This is a genomic window from Pseudomonas sp. P105 (genome assembly GCF_032614175.1).
In the GTDB taxonomy this organism is placed as follows: domain Bacteria; phylum Pseudomonadota; class Gammaproteobacteria; order Pseudomonadales; family Pseudomonadaceae; genus Aquipseudomonas; species Aquipseudomonas rhizophila.
Genome location: NZ_CP126693.1, coordinates 5,925,920 through 5,944,188, shown reverse-complemented (window position 1 = coordinate 5,944,188; position 18,269 = coordinate 5,925,920). Strand labels below are relative to the sequence as shown.

General features: G+C 62.1%; 16 protein-coding genes. 8 read left to right on the top strand and 8 right to left on the bottom strand.

Going from position 1 to position 18,269, the window contains the following annotated elements; all coding sequences use genetic code 11:
• The first annotated feature begins 64 nt into the window (after nucleotides 1–64).
• Genes QOM08_RS26725 through QOM08_RS26715 form a run of 3 tightly spaced genes read left to right on the top strand, consistent with a single transcriptional unit; the run spans nucleotide 65 to nucleotide 3,005 of the window.
• Complete coding sequence (locus QOM08_RS26725; RefSeq protein WP_047226052.1) at nucleotides 65–1,207, top strand: ABC transporter ATP-binding protein; 1,143 nt, start codon at nucleotides 65–67, stop codon at nucleotides 1,205–1,207.
• Complete coding sequence (locus tag QOM08_RS26720) at nucleotides 1,204–2,124, top strand: ABC transporter permease subunit (RefSeq protein ID WP_047226051.1); 921 nt, start codon at nucleotides 1,204–1,206, stop codon at nucleotides 2,122–2,124. Before QOM08_RS26725 ends, QOM08_RS26720 begins: the two co-directional genes overlap by 4 nt.
• A complete protein-coding gene (locus tag QOM08_RS26715; RefSeq protein ID WP_139048922.1) occupies nucleotides 2,121–3,005 on the top strand; it encodes an ABC transporter permease subunit in 885 nt (294 codons plus the stop codon). Before QOM08_RS26720 ends, QOM08_RS26715 begins: the two co-directional genes overlap by 4 nt.
• A 213-nt stretch (nucleotides 3,006–3,218) precedes the next feature.
• Here the strand turns inward: QOM08_RS26715 and QOM08_RS26710 are convergent, their stop codons facing one another.
• From QOM08_RS26710 to QOM08_RS26700, 3 genes are all read right to left on the bottom strand, one after another.
• Nucleotides 3,219–3,560 carry a carboxymuconolactone decarboxylase family protein gene (locus QOM08_RS26710; RefSeq protein ID WP_047226049.1) on the bottom strand — a complete coding sequence of 114 codons (342 nt, stop codon included), beginning with the start codon at nucleotides 3,558–3,560 and terminating at the stop codon, nucleotides 3,219–3,221.
• Between the two features lie 104 nt (nucleotides 3,561–3,664).
• Nucleotides 3,665–6,073, bottom strand: coding sequence for a penicillin acylase family protein (locus QOM08_RS26705; protein WP_316912318.1), 2,409 nt, complete (start codon nucleotides 6,071–6,073; stop codon nucleotides 3,665–3,667).
• A gap of 110 nt (nucleotides 6,074–6,183) precedes the next feature.
• Nucleotides 6,184–6,771 carry a DUF6436 domain-containing protein gene (locus tag QOM08_RS26700; protein ID WP_316912317.1) on the bottom strand — a complete coding sequence of 196 codons (588 nt, stop codon included), beginning with the start codon at nucleotides 6,769–6,771 and terminating at the stop codon, nucleotides 6,184–6,186.
• Between the two features lie 107 nt (nucleotides 6,772–6,878).
• Here QOM08_RS26700 and QOM08_RS26695 point away from each other — a divergent pair, with 107 nt between their 5' ends.
• Nucleotides 6,879–7,826 carry an alpha/beta hydrolase gene (locus tag QOM08_RS26695; protein WP_316912316.1) on the top strand — a complete coding sequence of 316 codons (948 nt, stop codon included), beginning with the start codon at nucleotides 6,879–6,881 and terminating at the stop codon, nucleotides 7,824–7,826.
• Between the two features lie 133 nt (nucleotides 7,827–7,959).
• On the opposite strand, the gene QOM08_RS26690 is transcribed toward QOM08_RS26695, so the two are convergent.
• Nucleotides 7,960–8,703, bottom strand: coding sequence for a DUF2059 domain-containing protein (locus QOM08_RS26690; protein WP_047226045.1), 744 nt, complete (start codon nucleotides 8,701–8,703; stop codon nucleotides 7,960–7,962).
• A 140-nt stretch (nucleotides 8,704–8,843) separates the two neighbouring features.
• On the opposite strand from QOM08_RS26690, the gene QOM08_RS26685 reads away from it, so the two are divergent.
• Together QOM08_RS26685 and QOM08_RS26680 are read left to right on the top strand one after the other, a co-directional pair.
• Nucleotides 8,844–9,476 (top strand): 2OG-Fe(II) oxygenase, encoded by a 633-nt coding sequence (locus tag QOM08_RS26685; RefSeq protein WP_047226044.1) that lies wholly within the window; start codon nucleotides 8,844–8,846, stop codon nucleotides 9,474–9,476.
• Nucleotides 9,477–9,478: 2 nt separating this feature from the next.
• The gene (locus tag QOM08_RS26680) at nucleotides 9,479–9,970 is read left to right on the top strand and encodes a DUF523 domain-containing protein (protein ID WP_139048926.1); all 492 of its coding nucleotides are present in this window, start codon (nucleotides 9,479–9,481) and stop codon (nucleotides 9,968–9,970) included.
• A gap of 73 nt (nucleotides 9,971–10,043) precedes the next feature.
• Here the strand turns inward: QOM08_RS26680 and QOM08_RS26675 are convergent, their stop codons facing one another.
• On the bottom strand, nucleotides 10,044–11,417 hold the full coding sequence (locus tag QOM08_RS26675; protein ID WP_160893846.1) for a GTPase/DUF3482 domain-containing protein: 1,374 nt from the start codon (nucleotides 11,415–11,417) through the stop codon (nucleotides 10,044–10,046).
• The gene (locus tag QOM08_RS26670; protein ID WP_316913256.1) at nucleotides 11,410–12,777 is read right to left on the bottom strand and encodes a DUF2868 domain-containing protein; all 1,368 of its coding nucleotides are present in this window, start codon (nucleotides 12,775–12,777) and stop codon (nucleotides 11,410–11,412) included. The genes QOM08_RS26675 and QOM08_RS26670 overlap by 8 nt, the downstream gene beginning before the upstream one ends.
• A 75-nt stretch (nucleotides 12,778–12,852) precedes the next feature.
• Between QOM08_RS26670 and QOM08_RS26665 the strand changes: the two genes are divergently transcribed.
• Nucleotides 12,853–13,365 (top strand): dihydrofolate reductase, encoded by a 513-nt coding sequence (locus tag QOM08_RS26665; RefSeq protein ID WP_173407482.1) that lies wholly within the window; start codon nucleotides 12,853–12,855, stop codon nucleotides 13,363–13,365.
• 15 nt (nucleotides 13,366–13,380) lie between these two features.
• On the opposite strand, the gene QOM08_RS26660 is transcribed toward QOM08_RS26665, so the two are convergent.
• Nucleotides 13,381–14,772, bottom strand: a complete 1,392-nt coding sequence (locus QOM08_RS26660) for an L-cystine transporter (protein WP_316912315.1) — start codon at nucleotides 14,770–14,772, stop codon at nucleotides 13,381–13,383.
• A 243-nt stretch (nucleotides 14,773–15,015) separates the two neighbouring features.
• On the opposite strand from QOM08_RS26660, the gene QOM08_RS26655 reads away from it, so the two are divergent.
• Nucleotides 15,016–16,071 carry a phosphorylcholine phosphatase gene (locus QOM08_RS26655; RefSeq protein WP_092452705.1) on the top strand — a complete coding sequence of 352 codons (1,056 nt, stop codon included), beginning with the start codon at nucleotides 15,016–15,018 and terminating at the stop codon, nucleotides 16,069–16,071.
• Nucleotides 16,072–16,241: 170 nt separating this feature from the next.
• Here QOM08_RS26655 and ilvD read toward each other — a convergent pair whose 3' ends face one another.
• Nucleotides 16,242–18,083 (bottom strand): dihydroxy-acid dehydratase, encoded by a 1,842-nt coding sequence (gene ilvD / locus QOM08_RS26650; RefSeq protein ID WP_316912314.1) that lies wholly within the window; start codon nucleotides 18,081–18,083, stop codon nucleotides 16,242–16,244.
• Between the last annotated feature and the right edge of the window lie 186 nt (nucleotides 18,084–18,269).

Genomic DNA, 18,269 nt, shown 5'->3' with positions numbered 1-18,269 from the left:
CGCTTTAACTATTCCAAGGCTCGTCCGCGCAGGGCGAGCTGCAAATTTTGTGGGAGTTTCGTAAATGGCAGTTGCCTCCGGCGCCTATAAGAAAGCCCTCGAGGGCGACCAGACACCCAAGCAGGTGTTGGTCAAAATCGACCGGGTCACGAAAAAGTTCGACGAGACGATTGCCGTGGACGATGTGTCCCTGGAAATCAAGAAAGGCGAAATCTTCGCCCTGCTCGGCGGTTCGGGATCGGGCAAATCCACCTTGCTCCGCATGCTGGCGGGTTTCGAACGGCCCACGGAGGGGCGCATTTTCCTCGACGGTGTAGACATCACCGACATGCCGCCCTATGAGCGGCCGATCAACATGATGTTCCAGTCCTACGCCTTGTTCCCCCACATGACCGTGGCGCAGAACATTGCTTTCGGCCTGCAGCAGGACAAAATCCCGAAAGCCGAGATCGACGCCCGTGTGGCCGAAATGCTCAAGCTGGTGCAGATGAGCCAGTACGCCAAGCGCAAGCCGCATCAGCTCTCCGGCGGCCAGCGTCAACGTGTGGCCCTGGCCCGTTCCTTGGCCAAGCGGCCCAAGCTGTTGCTGCTCGACGAACCGATGGGGGCCTTGGACAAGAAGCTGCGCTCGCAGATGCAGCTTGAGCTGGTCGAGATCATCGAGCGGGTCGGCGTAACCTGCGTCATGGTGACCCACGATCAGGAAGAGGCCATGACCATGGCCGAGCGCATCGCGATCATGCACCTGGGCTGGATCGCCCAGATCGGCAGCCCGATCGACATCTACGAAACCCCCACCAGCCGGCTGGTCTGCGAGTTCATCGGCAACGTCAACATCTTCGAGACCGAAGTGGTGGACGACGCCGAAGGCCACGCGGTGCTGACTTGCAAGGACCTGGACCGCAACATCTACGTGGGCCACGGCATCAGTACCTCGGTGCAGGACAAATCGGTCACCTACGCCATCCGCCCGGAAAAACTGCTGGTCACCGCCGAGCAGCCGGACTGCGAGCACAACTGGTCCAGCGGCAAGGTCCATGACATCGCCTACCTGGGCGGCCATTCGGTGTTCTACGTCGAATTGCCGAGCGGCAAGCTGGTGCAGTCCTTTGTCGCCAACGCCGAGCGCCGGGGTCAGCGTCCGACCTGGGGCGACCAGGTATTCGTGTGGTGGGAAGACGACAGCGGCGTGGTGCTTCGCTCATGAACATGCGCAAATTCAAACGCCGACTCGACCGAATAACGCCCGGTGGCCGTCAACTGGTCATCGGGGTGCCCTTCATCTGGCTGTTCCTGTTCTTCATGCTGCCGTTCTTCATCGTCCTGAAGATCAGTTTTGCCGAAGCCGACGTGGCCATTCCGCCGTACACCGAGATCTACAGCTACATCGACCAGAAGCTGCAGGTGCTGCTCAACTTCAGTAACTATGTGCTGCTCAGCGAAGATGATCTGTACATCGCCGCCTACCTCGGCTCGCTGAAGATGGCCCTGATCAGCACCGTCTTGTGCCTGCTGATCGGCTACCCGATGGCCTACGCCATCGCCAAGGCCCGCCCGGACCTGCAAACGGTGCTCCTGCTGCTGATCATGATGCCGACCTGGACCGCGATCCTGATCCGCGTCTATGCGTGGATGGGCATCCTCAGCAACAACGGTCTGCTCAACGGCTTTTTGATGAGCATGGGCTGGATCAGCGAACCGCTGCAGATCCTCAACACCAACTTGGCGGTCTACATCGGCATCGTCTACTCGTACCTGCCGTTCATGATCCTGCCGCTCTACGCCAACCTGGTGAAGCACGACCCGAGCCTACTGGAGGCGGCGTCCGACCTGGGGTCGAGCACCTTCAACAGTTTCTGGAAAATCACCGTACCGCTGTCCAAGAACGGCATCATCGCCGGCTGCATGCTGGTATTCATCCCGGTGGTGGGCGAGTTCGTGATCCCGGAACTGCTGGGTGGCCCGGAAACCCTGATGATCGGCAAAGTGCTGTGGCAGGAATTCTTCAACAACCGTGACTGGCCGGTGGCGTCCGCGCTGGCAGTGGTGATGCTGGCGATCCTGATCGTGCCCATCATCCTGTTCAACCGCAGTCAGGCCAAAGAAATGGAGGGCAAGGAATGAAGCGCTTCAGTTTTTCAAGCCTGATGCTGGTGCTGGGTCTGCTGTTCATCTATGCGCCAATGCTGATCCTGGTGATCTACTCCTTCAACGCTTCGAAACTGGTGACGGTGTGGGGCGGCTGGTCGATCAAGTGGTACGTCGGTCTGCTGGACAACAGCCAGTTGATGGGCTCGGTGGTGCGCTCGCTGGAAATCGCCTGCTATACGGCGATCGCCGCGGTGGCCCTGGGTACACTGGCGGCCTTCGTGTTGACCCGTATTACTCATTTCAAGGGCCGCACGCTGTTCGGCGGCCTGGTCACCGCACCACTGGTGATGCCGGAAGTGATCACCGGTCTGTCGTTGTTGCTGCTGTTCGTGGCGATGGCGCAGATGATCGGCTGGCCCCAGGAGCGTGGCTTGGTCACGATCTGGATCGCCCACACCACGTTCTGCTCGGCCTATGTGGCGGTGGTGGTCTCGGCACGCTTGCGTGAACTGGACCTGTCCATCGAAGAAGCGGCCATGGACCTGGGGGCGCGGCCGTGGAAGGTGTTCTTCCTGATCACCATCCCGATGATCGCGCCATCGCTGGCGGCGGGGGGCATGATGTCGTTCGCCTTGTCGCTGGACGATCTGGTGCTGGCGAGTTTCGTCTCCGGCCCGGGCTCGACAACCTTGCCGATGGAAGTGTTCTCGGCGGTACGCCTGGGGGTCAAACCGGAAATCAATGCCGTGGCGAGCCTGATCCTGCTGGCCGTATCGTTGGTGACTTTCCTGGTCTGGTACTTCAGCCGCCGCGCCGAAGAAAACCGCAAGCGGGCGATCCAGCAAGCTATCGAAGAAAGCGCCGCCGACTCCTGGAAACAGCCAGACCCGCGCCGGGCAGCCGCGCCGGTCTGACCGGACGCTGAGTCACTGTTGGAGCGGGCTTGCTCGCGCAAGCGGTGTGACAGTCGACGAAGAGGTTGAATGTCAGTCCGCTATCGCGAGCAAGCCCGCTCCCACAGGTCTTTTTGTTGCCCACAAATCCGGGGTCAGGCCCAAGTCCAATGTGGGAGCGAGCCTGCTCGCGATAGCGGCGTAGCAGTAAATGAAGATCTCAGTGATCGCCTCTCACTTCTTCAACGCATCATGCGCTTCCAGCGCCCGCAGGGAGTAGATATACGCCGCGCCGGCATTCAGCGAAACCGCAGTGGCCAGGGTGGCGGCGATCTCTTCGCGGGTGGCGCCGGCCTTGATGGCTGCATCAGTATGCACGCCGATGCAGCCGTCACAGCGGGTCGTGATCGCCACGGCGATGGAGATCAGCTCCCGGGTCTTGGCATCCAGCACGTTGTTATCGGCCGCGGCTTCATCCAGGGCCATGTAGGCCTTGACCATTTTCGGATTGCTTTTGCCCAGGGCGCCGAAGGCACTTTTGATGGTGGGCAGCAGTTCGGACCAGTTGATGAACATGGGGTTGACTCCATAAAGAGGGGTAGTTGTTAAACCCTTCCAGTCTTGACCATAAATAACGCCCAAGCCTGTTAATTGATGAAAAGCGTTGCCCGTCATTGGGCTCAGGGTTCGGCCCCGACCGGCAGCAGCTTCAAGGTGCTGCGGGTATTGGCCATCACTTCTATTTCGGCCAGATGCGCCTGGTAGTACAGCCCTTCGATGTAAGACTCGGCCTGATCCGCGTAATGCGGGTCGAACGGCACGCCGCTTTGGCCGACGGGGTTGACGGTGACGCTGTGGGCCGGATCGGCGAAATCGATGATGCGCCGGGTGGAAGGGCCATAGGTCACTGGCCAGGGCGCCGGGCCGATTTTGGCCGAGAGGTTATTGGGCACTTCATGGGTGCCGGGTGCAGCAAAGGGGCCGACGTTGAAGATCCGGTCCAGCGGCTTTTGCAGGCCCAGTGGATGACCATGGGTGAGGGTGTGCGCCTTGCCCCATTGCCATTGGCTGGCATCGTCACCCAGGGTGGCCTTCAGGTGCGCCAGACTCTTGCCCCAGGCCCTCATCACCGTGTCGGCACGGGTCTCCTTGCCGGGGGTGGTGCGATCGTCCCACCAGGGTGAATCCTCTGATGCCGCCAGGCGTGGCAGCGCGGCGTCGATCACTCGGGTCGACAGCGCGGTTTCGAAGAGCTCGTCGCCCAATTCATCGTGCAGCGCGGCGTCGGCCAGGTTGAAGAGGAACTGGTTGAACAGTGTGGCGCTGATGGAGCCCAGCGGATAGTCGCCCTGCCATTGGGCCAGTTGCTCCACCCATTTGCGTTCCTGGGGGTCGCTGACCTCGTTACGCAGCACCGGTAGCAAAGGCGCGAGCAAGCGCCGGCCGTAGGGGGTGGTGGTGCCCAGTTGCAGTTCACGTGTGGTGGCGATGTCCCACTTGGCCTGCTTGTCGCCCAGTTGGAGGTTGAGTTTCTGGCCGCGGTCGGCAAGGTTGTAATAACCCGGAATTTCCATGCCGCTGGCCGATACCGGCTGGAAATTGGCTGACACGATGTAGCCTCGCGCCGGGTTTTCTTCCTGGGGGTTGCTGCTGAAGGGGTAGAAACCTTCCTTTTGCGCCTCTGCGCTGCCGCCGTCGAGCATGAAGCCCGGCTTCACGTCGGCCGGCCGTTTGGGCAATTGCGCCGCGGCCCACCAACCGATATCGCCCTTGGCGTTGGCCCACACCACATTCAGCCCTGGCGCGTGGATCTTGGCTGACGCGCTGCGAGCCTTGGTCAGGGTGTCGGCGCGATTGAGCTGGTAGAAGGCTTCGAGGATCGGGTTGCGGCTTTCCAGGAACCCCCACCACATGGCGATGGGGGTCTTGCCGGCGTGGGCGCCGAGGGCGTCGTTGACGATCGGGCCATGGGGCGACTGGCGCAGCTGCAGCGTCACCGGCGCCTGGCCCTTGACTGCGATCTGTTGTTCGCTGCGGGTCATGTCCACCCATTGGTCGCGATACCAGACCTGCTCGGGATTATCCGGGTTGACCCGTTCGACGATCAGGTCCAGGTCGTCGTTTTGGAACATCGTGACGCTCCAGCCGAAATCCTTGTTCATGCCCAGCGTCGCAAAGGGCATCAGCGCCTGGTAATGCCCGTAAAGCTCGAAACCCGGGGCCGACAGGTGCGCCTCGTACCACACCGACGGCGCGGAAAAGCGAATATGCGGGTCGCCCGCCAGCAACGGTTTGCCGCTGTGGGTGCGGCTGCCGGAGACCGCCCAGGCGTTGCTGCCTTCGAACTGCGGCAGGCCGTTTTCGGCCAGGGCCTGTTCACTGAGACGGGCCAGGGCGTTGAGGTCTTTCCAGTCGGCGGCGGCCAGGGGCAGGCCGCTCTTGCGAGTCTCGGCCAGCACGCCATTGGGCTGCCAGTCGAGGTCGAAAATGTTCAGGTAGTCGCTGCCCAGTTGATCGCGCACGTAAGTCAAAAGCGGCTCGGTGCGAAACGCGGCCGCAAAGCTGTAGGCCATGTAGCCGGCAATGCTCACGGTGTCCTCTGCGGTGAAAGGACGCTTGGGGATGCCCAGCACATCGAACTCCACCGGTCTGGCGTGGGTTTCCTGGTAGCGGTTGATGCCATCCAGGTACGCCTGCATCGCGATCCAGGCCGGGGACTGTGGGTCCTGTTCCGTCAGATAGGTCGCGGCGCGTTCGCGAATGCGCAGGCTGCGCATCAGTTTGTCGGTGTCGAGCAGCTTCGGCCCGAGTACCTCGGCCAGTTCGCCACGGGCGAGGCGGCGCATGATCTCCATTTGAAACAGCCGGTCCTGGGCATGGACATAACCCAGGGCGCGGTACAGGTCGGTTTCGTTTTCAGCACGGATATGCGGCACGCCGCGTTCGTCGTAGCGCACGGTCACCGAGCCTTGCAGGCCTTGCAACTGCACCGTGCCCTGGCGGGTGGGCTGCTTGCTGTAGAGGTAGCCGCCCGCGACGATGATGGCGGTGACGACCAATGACAGGAAGGCGATGAGGCTGCGTTTCATGCTAAATCCTTATTGAGTGACAGCGGTCCCATGGTTTCGCTGTTTATTCCCATGTTTAACATGCCGCCGGGTGTCTGCGTATCCTTGCTCGGGGGGATTTTCCCTGCGGCCTATTCTTTGGCGGATGTGTCCTGCCCCCACGGGCAATAACACCCTACCGCCAGCGTGTGGGTCGCATTCACCGCCCGGCCGCTGCTCAGGGCCTCGAGAATCGGCTCGATGAAGCTGTTGCTCGAATTGCAGGTCAGGCCTTCGCTGTAGGGGCCGAAGTACGCCAGTTTGCCGCTGCGATCCCAGATCGCCACCGCCGGGCTGGCGGGAATCTGACTTGAGCCGGGGAGCACCGAAAGCGGTTTGAGGCTGCTCAGCGTGGTCGGCAATCGGCCCTGACTGCCGGTTTTTTGGACTGCATAAAACTCGACGCCTTGGGGGGCGTATTTCTCCACCAGCTCGGAAAGGTGCTGTTGGTTGCCGACGTTGCATGGGCAGGCGGGATCCCAGAAATGCACCAGGCGGATCGGGCCAGGGCCGGCCAGGCCGGGGGGGAGGCGCAAAGGGTCGCCGGAAAATACCGCCGTGTGTTCGCTGAACGCTCGCAGAAAGCGGCCCTGGAACCAGTCGTAGGCGATCCACAACACGGCGGCGCACCCGAGGGCAAGCAGGCTGGCAAGCAAGGTCGTGCGGTGGGACGGGCGCATGGAGTCGATCCTCTGAGGCCGCGTAGCTTGCCATGCCTGGCGCGACAGATGAATATCGCAGGCCTACAAAGTCTGTTTCGCGCGTTGCGCTTTTATGTGGAAATCCTATGCCCGTCAGTTTCGACCCCGATCACCTGCGTGCCAGCCTGCAACCTTTGGCTCAGTGGCAGCCGCTGTCTGCGCAGGCGCTGGCTTATCAGCGGTTCTACGGCGTGGATTTTCCCCACCGCACGTTGCGCAAGGGCCTGGGGCGTTTCGAGATAGACGGATATGAGTTGGTCGGTCAGGTCTGGTGGCCGGAAAAAGCGCTAGCGACGCTGTTTCTGTTCCACGGCTATTACGACCATATGGGGTTGTACCGGCACTTGATCGAGTGGGCGCTGGAGCAGAAATTCGCCGTGATCGCCTGCGACCTGCCGGGCCACGGCCTGTCCAGTGGCGAACGCGCCAGCATCGGTGATTTCGCCGAGTACCAGGCCACGTTGCAAGGCCTGCTGACCGAGGCCGGGACGCTGGAACTGCCGCAACCCTGGCATCTGTGCGGACAAAGCACCGGAGGGGCCATCGTGGTTGATCACGTGCTCAACCAGGGCCAGCACAGCCCGGCCCAAGGTCAGGTCATACTGCTGTCGCCCTTGGTGCGGCCGCGGGCCTGGGGCTGGTCGCGCCTGAGTTACTACTTGCTCAAACCCTTTGTAACCGGCATCGCCCGACGTTTCAGCGAGAACTCTACCGACCCGGACTTCCTGCCATTCCTGCAAGCCGACCCGTTGCAACCGCTGCGCCTGCCCACCGCGTGGGTCGGAGCGTTGGGGCAATGGATCAAGCGTATCGAAGTCGCCCCGAGCAGCCCGCGCCAGCCCTTGATCGTGCAGGGCCAGGCGGACATGACGGTGGATTGGGCGCATAACCTGCAAGTGTTGCGCAGCAAGTTCGATCGGCCCCAGGTGCTGATGTTGCCCGAAGGTCGGCATCACCTGGCGAATGAGGCGCTGGCGATGCGGCAGGAGATGTTTGGATTTCTGACGAAGCGGATGAGCCGGGTTCGGCGCTGACCGGGCTATTGCTATCGCGAGCAGGCTCGCTCCCACACTGGTTTTTCGACGATCACAAAATCTGAGTTCACTCAAACACCCTGTGGGAGCGAGCCTGCTCGCGATAGCGGTGTCAGGGGCGCTGAAGATCTATCTATTGCCCGAGAGTCTGCCCCACCGCCAACCCCGCCCGAATCGCTGCCAAGGCCGCTTGATAATAAGCCTGGCCCTCCGCCGACTCGGCGAAGGTGGCGAACTCCTCCAGCTCGGTGTCCGTCAGGTCGCGGTAGACGTACAGCAGTGTGTTGTTCAGGTCTGCGCCGATCTGCTCCATCAGACGCTGGCGCTGACCGTTCAGCATGCCCTGGGCCTGGCCAGCACCCAGCAGGCCGGGGATCATCGAGCTCAGGCTGTCCGCCGCCACGCCGGCGATCGCCAGGCTGACTTCGGCGCCGGCCTCGCGGGCGGGCAGGGACTGGGCCAGATGGCCGATGATCAATAGGCGGTTGTCGCTGACTTGCATCTTCGGCAGGCCCTTGGCGTTCTTCGCCAATTGGTCGCGACGGGTCGCCAGCAGCTCGGCTGCCACGACTTTGCGGCCCAGGGGCGACTGAAAAAAACTCAGGGCCGGGGCTGGGTCGGTGAGGTTCTTGCGCAATTGCGCCTCGGCCCGCTGGTCCATGGCCTGGGGGGCAAAGCGTTGATTGCTGTTGTTGACCAGTGCCTGGAACACTGCCGGTGGCAGGCTGCTCTGGTAACGCTGCTGCGCGGCGCTCAAGGCGTCATTGAAATGCGCCCGTTGTTCCGGCCAGCCGGCGACCTTGTACAACTGGTCGTAGCTGTCTGCCCAGGCGGGCAACGCACAGAACATCAACAATGAGAAAAGCAAACGGCGCATAGGGACTCCTGTCAGCAGCCGACTATTCTCCGTGGGGTGTGGGGACTTGTCGAGAATTCGTATCAAGTTCCTGCGCCTGCGCCATCAGGCGTGACAAACCCGCTGCGCGGCGCTGTCGGTTTTGCAGGCACAGGAATACTATGCGCGCCATGCAAATACCTTCTGATCACCCACTGCTGTTACGTATCGTCGACGACCTGGCCGAGCGCGGCTGGTCGCAGCAGAATATCTTCCTGCCGGACGCGCTGACCCGCGCCCTGGCAGCCGAATGTCGCCAGCGCGCCGCCGAAGGCGAACTGGCCCCGGCGGCGGTCGGGCGCGGGCCGTTTTCGGAGATTCGTGAAGGGATTCGGGGTGATCGTATCCAATGGATCGAGCCCGGTCAGGCGCAAGCGTGCGACCGTTACCTGGGCTTGATGGACAGCTTGCGGGAGGCGATCAATCGCGGGTTGTTCCTGGGGCTGGAGGATTTCGAAAGCCACTTCGCGCTGTACCCTCCTGGCGCCTTCTACCTCAAGCACGTCGACCGCTTTCGCGATGACGATCGACGCATGGTGTCGGCGGTGCTTTACCTCAACGACGCCTGGTTGCCGGAGCATGGCGGCCAGTTACGCATGTACCTGGACGATGGCGTGGAGCACGACGTGGTGCCCACCGGCGGTTGTCTGGTGGTGTTCCTGTCGGGGGACATCCCCCATGAAGTCCTGCCGGCGGCGCGAGATCGCCTGTCCTTGACCGGCTGGTTCCGGCGCCGCGGCACCGAGGTGTTCTGAGCATGGAAAAGATCCTCGTCAGCCGCTGCCTGCTCGGACATCGCGTGCGCTACGACGGCGGTGCCAGTGGCCCGTTCGATCAGCTTCAACGTTGGCTCGACGAAGGTCGGGTCGTGCCGCTGTGCCCGGAAGTCGCCGGCGGCTTGCCCACGCCTCGGGCGGCGGCAGAAATTCCCGGTGGGCAAGGCACTCAGGTGCTCGACGGCCAGGCGACGGTAATCACCACCGAGGGTGAAGACGTCAGTGAACAGTTTCTGTCCGGCGCGTATCAAGCGCTGGAGCGGGTGCGCGAACACGCTATCCGTATCGCCGTGCTCAAGGCCAACAGCCCGTCGTGCGGCAATCTGTTGACCTACGACGGCACGTTCAGCGGCGTGAAAGTGCCTGGCGAAGGCGTGACGGCGGCCTTGCTCAAACGTCATGGGGTGCAAGTGTTCAGTGAGTTGGAATTGGCAGAAGCTGCGGCGGCGCTCAGTGCCTTGACCGACGAATAAGCACCGGTAGCGACACTCTCATCGCGGGCAAGCCTTGCTCCCACAAATCCCCTTGCCACAGGGGTTGTGTCATCTAGAGCTGCTCAGCCAGCTGCTCGATCTGTTCCTGGCGTTCCGATTGGCTCAACCGCGCCTGCGGATTAAGCGACGACCATTGCGGGTACGCCCTGGCCTTGTTCAGCGCTTCGGGCAGTTTGCCCTCGCGCCAGGTTTTATCCTGGGGTGTGGCGATGTGGATGCTGTCCATTGCCGCATGGCCGCGCTGGTTGAGGGCTTGCAACAGTTGCCGTTGGCGCAGGGCCAACAGGCGTAGCACACTGTCGTCCACTGTCAGCTCCCGCTGGCCCTTGAGCTTGCCCATCAACCTGTTCCCGTAACTGCGGGCGGTTTGCAGGGCGCCACCGGCAATGGCGCCGGCCAGGGCGGCGGCGCCGAGGGTCAGACCGCCCACCAGCAAGTCCACGCCGGCACCGGCCGCTGCGCCCGCGGCGATCCCACCACCCACACGCACACCCAGCTGTTTGAGGGTGTCAGGATTGAACAAGTCATCGCCCCAGCGGCCGTCAAGTAGAGGCAAATCGCTGGCCGCGGCGTCCTGGGGGCGGAAGGCGTAGAGCTTGAGCAAGGCTTCGACGCAGCGCTGCTCCCGTTGACGCACTGCGTTGCGCAGCTCGCTGATGGCCTGTCGTTCCAGCTCGGCATCGCTGGCTACGCTGCGTCGGCAAGCGGCGCAATCGATCAGCAGTTCGGCGATCAAGCGCTGCGCGCTCTGCTGACGGGCCAAGCGTTGGGCCTGTTGATCGGCGACCAGTCGTTCCAGTTGCCCACGGGCGCTTTCCAGCAACAGGGCGAGGCTTTCATACAGGCGTCGCTCGCCATCCTCGGGTGGGGCGACGCTGTCGAAACGCACCAGAGCGTGCAGCCCCAACCGTGCCAGGGCTTCGCGCCAGTCGGGCTCGCGGTGGCTGGCGCTGCTGACGAAATTCAACACTGGCAGCAGCGGTTTGCCGCAACTGGCGAGCACTTGAAGCTCATCCCGGTACTTGGCCAGCACCGGCTCTCGCGCATCGATCACATAGAGTCCGGCATCGCTGGCGAGCAATTGTCGCAGCACTTTGGCTTCCTGTTCGAAGCGTTGTCGTGCCTCGCTGCCGTCCAGGAATCGCGCCAGGCGTGCCGGCCCGTCCAAGCGCTCACCGGGGCGCTCCAAGCGTTCGAGGTAGTCAAGCAGGGCGATGGCGTCTTCCAGGCCCGGCGTGTCGTACAGCTCCAGCAACGCTTCGCCGTCCACCGACAGGCGCGCGCCCTCGACGTGTCGGGTTGTGCTGGGACGGTGGGACACTTCGCCGAAGCCGACGTCCCGGGTCAGTGTGCGCAGCAAGGAGGTTTTGCCCACATTGGTGTGGCCAACCACGGCCAGCTTTAGCGGCTTGGTGGGTTCAGTCATGGCCGGTCTCCAGCCAGTTCAAAGGCGCGCAGTCCGCGAAGGGCAATTGCAACTGTTGCAGCGCGTTGTGCCAATCGCCCAGGCGTTCAGCGTCCAGCGCTTGCCCGGGCGGTGCCTGCAACAACCAGATGCGGGTGGCGCCGGCGCTGCGGGCCAGTTCGGCGATCAGCGCCAGGCTGCCACGATCCGGTGAACGTCGTGGGTCGCAGGCAATCGCCAGGCGCGCGGGAGGAAAGCGGGACAGTTGTTCGAGGAGTTTGTGGCGCGATTCGCGGCTGTCGAGCACTCCGGCGTTTTTCACCGTGCCTGGCAGTTTCGGTGGCCAAGGCCGGTCGTCCAGTTCGATCGCCACCAGCAGCGCACCGTCGCTTTGCAGCGCGCCAACGTCACTTTCAATTTGATGCAATTGCGCGGGCGCGGCATCGCTGATGCCCAGGCGCTCGCTACTGGGCATTAGCCGCTCCCGCAGTTGGGCATAACCTGGCAGGTTCAAGTCCAGGCGCAGCGTGGCGCGGCCGCGACGCCAGCGCCACAGGCACACCAGCGCCAGACACAGGCGCGGCAACACGCCGTAGACCAGCGTCACGCCCACCAGCCAAGCGGCCCAGGCCTGGCGGGCGCTTTCGATATTCAGCGCGGCGTCGCCACTGGCGCGAATCATCTCTTCGGTTGGCCCGCTCAAACCCAGCAGGGCGGGCAGGGCGCCGAGGGCCTGGGTCATGACGACGAAGGTCTCACCGCCGAGAATGGTGGTTTCCCATACAAAACCGTAGCGCCGGGTGGCCATCAGCATCAGTACGATGACCAGCGCGCTGAGCATCGCCAGCAGCCACAAACCATTGACCAGCGCACCGAGGGCCCAGCGATTGAGCTTGTGCCGTTGCAATAACAGCAGCAGGGCTGGCGCCAGTTGCGCAGCCTTGGCGTCGCGGGCGAGTTTTTCGCTGAGCCACAACCACAGGCGCCCCAGCGCTGCACCTTGCTCACCCGCAAAGATCAGGCCCAGGGCCCAGCCGATAAGCAAGATCAGGTTTAACGCCAACAGGCTGCCCAGGGCCCAGAACACATTGACCGGCGTGTGTCCGTCGCCGAGTGCGGCAAAGCCCAGGCCAGCGCCACTGATGATGGCGAGTACGGCCATTATGATCAGCGCCAGGCGCGCCCCTTGCAGCCAGTGATGCAAGGCCTGGCTGAGGCCGTCGCGCTCGGCCAGCCAGCGGGCGCGGTGACGGATACGGCTGGATAAATCGCCACCCGCCGCGCGGGCCAGGCGATTGGCCTCCTGATCTTCGAGCGGGCCGGCGTGTTCTTCACGCAGACGTACCGTCTCGGTCAACCAGAGGTCGTACAGTTCAGTCAGAGGCTCAGACACAGGCGCTTCCGTCGCAAATGAGGGTTGAGCATAACCGCTGTGGCCTCTGGTATCCTCGCCGGCATGAAAAAAACACTCCCTTTAAGCCTGATCGCAGCCCTCGGTGAAAACCGTGTGATCGGCGTCGACAACAGCATGCCCTGGCACTTGCCGGGGGACTTTAAATACTTCAAGGCTACCACCTTGGGCAAGCCCATCATCATGGGCCGCAAGACCTGGGACTCCCTGGGGCGGCCGCTGCCGGGGCGCTTGAACATCGTGGTCAGTCGTCAGTCTGGCCTCGTGCTGGAGGGCGCGGAAGTTTTTTCCACGCTGGAGGCAGCGGTGGAACGGGCCGAGGCGTGGGCGTTGCAGCAGGGTGTCGACGAACTGATGTTGATCGGCGGCGCTCAGCTGTACGCCCAGGCCCTGGAGCAGGCGGACCGACTGTACCTGACCCGTGTGGCGCTGAGCCCGGATGGCGATGCCTGGTTTCCGGCGTTCGATTCGAGCCAGTGGAAACAGGTGTCGAACCAGCCGAATCCGGCCGAGGGCGACAAGCCGGCCTACAGCTTTGAGGTGTGGGAAAAGCTGTAAGCCATGTGGGAGCAATCAAGCCTGCACCAACTCCCCATGCTCCTCGGCATCCAGCAAAGCCTTGTCGGTCTGCTGCATCACCTGGCTGGTGATCGCCCCGGCGGTGATCGAGCCGCTGACGTTCAACGCCGTGCGACCCATGTCGATCAGCGGCTCGACGGAAATCAGCAGCGCCACCAGTGAAACCGGCAAGCCCATGGCCGGCAGCACGATTAGCGCGGCAAATGTCGCGCCTCCACCGACACCGGCCACCCCGGCCGAGCTCAAGGTCACGATCGCTACCAGCGTCGCGAGCCACACCGGATCCAGCGGGTTGATGCCCACGGTCGGCGCGACCATCACCGCCAGCATGGCCGGGTAGAGGCCGGCGCAGCCGTTCTGGCCGATGGTGGCGCCGAACGACGCGCTGAAGCTGGCAATGGCCCGTGGAATGCCGAGGCGGCTGGTCTGGGCTTCGATACTCAGCGGGATGGTCGCGGCGCTGGAGCGGCTGGTGAAGGCGAAGGTCAGGACCGGCCATATCTTGCGGAAAAAGCGTAGCGGGTTGATCCCAGCGGCGGACACCAGCAGACCGTGAACCACGAACATCAGGCCCAGTCCCAGGTATGACACCACCACGAAACTGCCAAGCTTGATGATGTCCTGCACGTTGGAGCCGGCCACCACTTTGGTCATCAGCGCCAGCACGCCGTACGGGGTCAGCTTCATCACCAGCCGCACCAAACGTGTCACCCAGCTTTGCAGGGTGTCGATGGCATTGATCACTTTCTGACCTTTTTCCACGTCATCCTTGAGCAATTGCAGTGCCGCGACACCCAGGAAGGCCGCGAATATCACCACGCTGATGATCGAGGTCGGCTTGGCCCGGGCCAGGTCGGCAAAGGGGTTCTGCGGAACGAACGAGAGCAGCAGTTGCGGGATATTCAGGTCTGCGACCTTGCCGGCATAGTCGCTCTGGATCACCTGCAGGCGTGCGATTTCCTGGCTGCCGGCCACCAGGCCTTCGGCGGTGAGACCGAACAGGTTGGTCAGGCCGATACCGATAAGGGCGGCGATGGCGGTGGTGAACAGCAGTGTGCCGATGGTCAGGAAGCTGATCTTGCCCAGGGATGAGGCGTTATGCAGGCGCGCTACCGCGCTGAGAATTGAAGCGAAGACCAGCGGAATCACGATCATTTGCAGCAACTGCACATAGCCGTTGCCCACCAGGTCAAACCAGCCGATCGAGGCTTTCAACACCGGGTTGCCGGCGCCGTAAATCGTGTGCAGGACGGTGCCGAACACCACGCCCAGCACCAGTGCCAGCAGGACTTTTTTGGCCAGGCTCCAGGTGCTGTGACGGGTTTGCGCCAGACCAAACAGCAAGGCGAGGAACACCAGCAGATTGAGGATCAGTGGCAGATTCATCAAAAAAACTCCGATAGGACTTGTGCCAGTCGCCTGAAGCCGCGACTGCGAGGCGGGAAGCCTAACAGCCTGATATCTAATGAATTAATAATAAAAAGGTATGTAGATTGTCGTTTATGGAATAAGGCAATGACGTTTATGGGCATGCCGCTGGCGGTATCAAGACGCAAGCGGTCGCGGGCAGGAGAGAAACGTCACAAGCATTTGTTAGCGTCGAGTTCTTTGAACCTTGGAGAAACGCCGATGAAGCTTGCACCTCACCTTCTCGTTGTCGCCTTGGGCCTGGGTCTCGTTGGCCAGGCGCTCGCTACTGAGCTCAAGCACTGGCCCGCGGAGCAGGCCAAGGCGCTGGACGCGATGATCGCGGCCAACGCCAACAAAGGTAACTACGCGGTGTTCGACATGGACAACACCAGTTACCGCTACGACCTGGAAGAGTCCTTGCTGCCGTTCATGGAGAACAAGGGCCTCATCACCCGCGAAACCCTCGACCCATCCTTGAAGCTGATGCCGTTCAAAGACACGGCCGAACACAAGGAAAGCCTGTTCAGCTACTACTACCGTTTGTGCGAAGTGGACGACATGGTCTGCTACCCCTGGGTCGCCCAAGTGTTTTCCGGCTTTACCCTCAAAGAACTCAAAGGCTACGTCGACGAATTGATGGCTTCTGGCAAGCCGGTCCCGACCACGTATTACGACGGCGACAAGGTGGTCAACTACAACGTCAACCCGCCGAAGATTTTCACCGGTCAGGTCGAGCTGTACAACAAACTGATGGAAAACGGCATCGAGGTCTATGTCATGACCGCGGCTTCGGAAGAATTGGTGCGCATGGTCGCCGCCGATCCGAAATACGGCTACAACCTCAAGCCGCAGAACATCATCGGCGTGACCACGTTGCTCAAGGATCGCAAGACCGGCGAACTGACCACCGCCCGCAAGCAGATCACCAATGGCAAATATGACGAGAAGGCCAACCTGAGTCTTGAGTACACACCGTATCTGTGGACTCCGGCGACCTGGATGGCCGGCAAGCACGCGGCAATCCTGACGTACATCGACGAATGGAAAAAACCGGTGCTTGTGGCTGGCGACACCCCCAGCAGCGACGGCTACATGCTGTTCCACGATGTGAACGTGGCCAAGGGTGGCATTCACCTGTGGGTCAACCGCAAGGACAAGTACATGGACCAGATCAACGGCATGATGGCCAAGCACGCCGCGGCCCAGGCCAAGGAAGGGCTGCCAGTGACGGCGGACAAGAACTGGGTGATCGTCAAGCCGGAAGATATCCAGTAAACCCTGTGGGAGCGAGCCTGCTCGCGATGACGGCGACACATTCAACATCGATTCCGACTGACACACCGCCTTCGCAAGCAGGCTCGCACAGTTGATCATCGATGGTTTGTTTCACTGCAAAAAAATGCCCCACCTTGAGTGGAGCATTTTTTATTGCTGTTTATGGACGCTTACAACCCGTCGAGCATCGCCTTGTTACGCACCGCGCCCTTGTCGGCGCTGGTGGCGAGCAGGGCATAGGCCTTGAGGGCGGTGGTGACTTTGCGCGGACGCACTTCCACCGGCTTCCAGCCTTTGTTGTCCTGTTCAACACGGCGCCCAGCCAGTTCTTCATCGCTGATCAGCAGGTTGATCGAGCGGTTCGGAATGTCGATCAGGACTTTGTCGCCGTCGCGCACCAGGCCGATGGCACCGCCAGCAGCGGCTTCCGGTGAAGCGTGGCCGATGGACAGGCCCGAGGTGCCGCCGGAGAAACGGCCATCGGTCAGCAGTGCGCAGTCTTTGCCCAGTCCTTTGGACTTCAGGTAGGACGTGGGGTAAAGCATTTCCTGCATGCCCGGACCACCTTTTGGCCCTTCGTAGCGGATGATCACGATATCGCCGGCCTTCACTTCGTCGGCGAGGATCCCGCGCACGGCGCTGTCCTGGCTTTCGAAAATCTTGGCGTTGCCTTCGAACACATGGATCGATTCGTCGACGCCGGCGGTTTTCACCACGCAGCCATCCAGAGCGATGTTGCCGTACAGCACAGCCAGGCCACCTTCTTTGGAGTACGCGTGCTCGACGCTGCGGATGCAGCCGTTTTCACGGTCATCGTCCAGGCTTTCCCAGCGAGTCGATTGGCTGAACGCCGTTTGCGTTGGAATGCCTGCCGGGCCGGCCTTGAAGAAATGATGCACGGCTTCGTCGGTGGTCTGGGTGATGTCCCACTTGGCGATGGCCTCGGCCATGGTTTTGCTGTGTACGGTCGGCAGGTCGGTGTGCAACAGGCCACCACGGGCCAGGGAGCCGAGGATGCTGAAGATCCCGCCAGCGCGGTGCACGTCTTCCATGTGGTACTTCTGGATGTTCGGCGCGACCTTGCACAGCTGCGGCACGTGACGGGACAGACGGTCGATGTCGCGCAGGTCGAAATCGATCTCGGCTTCCTGGGCGGCGGCCAGCAAATGCAGGATGGTGTTGGTGGAGCCGCCCATGGCGATGTCCAGGGTCATGGCGTTTTCGAACGCCTTGAAGTTGGCGATGTTGCGCGGCAGCACCGACTCGTCATCCTCGCCGTAGTAACGCTTGCACAGCTCGACGATGGTCCGGCCGGCCTGCAGGAACAGCTGTTCGCGATCGCTGTGGGTGGCGAGGGTCGAACCGTTGCCCGGCAGGGCCAGGCCAAGGGCTTCGGTCAGGCAGTTCATCGAGTTGGCGGTAAACATGCCGGAGCACGAACCGCAGGTCGGACAGGCGCTGCGCTCATACTCCGCGACCTTTTCATCGGAAGCGCTGGAGTCGGCGGCGATCACCATGGCGTCGACCAGGTCAAGGCCATGGCTGGCGAGCTTGGTCTTGCCGGCTTCCATCGGGCCGCCGGAAACGAAGATCACCGGGATGTTCAGGCGCAAGGCCGCCATGAGCATGCCGGGGGTGATCTTGTCGCAGTTGGAAATGCACACGATGGCGTCGGCGCAATGGGCATTGACCATGTATTCGACGGAGTCGGCGATGATCTCGCGACTGGGCAGCGAATAAAGCATGCCGTCGTGGCCCATGGCGATACCGTCATCCACGGCAATGGTGTTGAACTCTTTGGCTACGCCACCCGCGCGTTCGATTTCCCGGGCAACCAGTTGGCCCAGGTCCTTGAGGTGAACATGGCCTGGCACGAACTGGGTGAAGGAGTTGGCAATGGCGATGATCGGCTTCTTGAAGTCGTCATCCTTCATCCCCGTGGCGCGCCACAATGCACGGGCGCCGGCCATGTTGCGGCCATGGGTGGATGTTTTCGAGCGGTAATCAGGCATGGAGCACTCCGGGCGGCAAATCAGGTACGTATCAGGTATCAATGGGAAGTGAGCTTCTGTTGACGTCTGGAACACCCGGGTTTGGCCGTGTGTCCGGAAGTGGCCGATGACTTTGCAGGATCGCTGCGCGCCTCAGCATGAGCTCATAAACCCGCCGGGGATGAATGGCGATGAATGTCGCGATTC

What these genes read in the sequence shown, in the direction of transcription:
- QOM08_RS26725 (WP_047226052.1), top strand. Translation starts at nt 65, where the DNA reads ATGGCAGTTGCCTCCGGCGCCTATAAGAAAGCCCTCGAGGGCGACCAG.
- QOM08_RS26720 (WP_047226051.1), top strand. Translation starts at nt 1,204, where the DNA reads ATGAACATGCGCAAATTCAAACGCCGACTCGACCGAATAACGCCCGGT.
- QOM08_RS26715 (WP_139048922.1), top strand. Translation starts at nt 2,121, where the DNA reads ATGAAGCGCTTCAGTTTTTCAAGCCTGATGCTGGTGCTGGGTCTGCTG.
- QOM08_RS26710 (WP_047226049.1), bottom strand. Translation starts at nt 3,560, where the DNA reads ATGTTCATCAACTGGTCCGAACTGCTGCCCACCATCAAAAGTGCCTTC.
- QOM08_RS26705 (WP_316912318.1), bottom strand. Translation starts at nt 6,073, where the DNA reads ATGAAACGCAGCCTCATCGCCTTCCTGTCATTGGTCGTCACCGCCATC.
- QOM08_RS26700 (WP_316912317.1), bottom strand. Translation starts at nt 6,771, where the DNA reads ATGCGCCCGTCCCACCGCACGACCTTGCTTGCCAGCCTGCTTGCCCTC.
- QOM08_RS26695 (WP_316912316.1), top strand. Translation starts at nt 6,879, where the DNA reads ATGCCCGTCAGTTTCGACCCCGATCACCTGCGTGCCAGCCTGCAACCT.
- QOM08_RS26690 (WP_047226045.1), bottom strand. Translation starts at nt 8,703, where the DNA reads ATGCGCCGTTTGCTTTTCTCATTGTTGATGTTCTGTGCGTTGCCCGCC.
- QOM08_RS26685 (WP_047226044.1), top strand. Translation starts at nt 8,844, where the DNA reads ATGCGCGCCATGCAAATACCTTCTGATCACCCACTGCTGTTACGTATC.
- QOM08_RS26680 (WP_139048926.1), top strand. Translation starts at nt 9,479, where the DNA reads ATGGAAAAGATCCTCGTCAGCCGCTGCCTGCTCGGACATCGCGTGCGC.
- QOM08_RS26675 (WP_160893846.1), bottom strand. Translation starts at nt 11,417, where the DNA reads ATGACTGAACCCACCAAGCCGCTAAAGCTGGCCGTGGTTGGCCACACC.
- QOM08_RS26665 (WP_173407482.1), top strand. Translation starts at nt 12,853, where the DNA reads ATGAAAAAAACACTCCCTTTAAGCCTGATCGCAGCCCTCGGTGAAAAC.
- QOM08_RS26660 (WP_316912315.1), bottom strand. Translation starts at nt 14,772, where the DNA reads ATGAATCTGCCACTGATCCTCAATCTGCTGGTGTTCCTCGCCTTGCTG.
- QOM08_RS26655 (WP_092452705.1), top strand. Translation starts at nt 15,016, where the DNA reads ATGAAGCTTGCACCTCACCTTCTCGTTGTCGCCTTGGGCCTGGGTCTC.
- ilvD (WP_316912314.1), bottom strand. Translation starts at nt 18,083, where the DNA reads ATGCCTGATTACCGCTCGAAAACATCCACCCATGGCCGCAACATGGCC.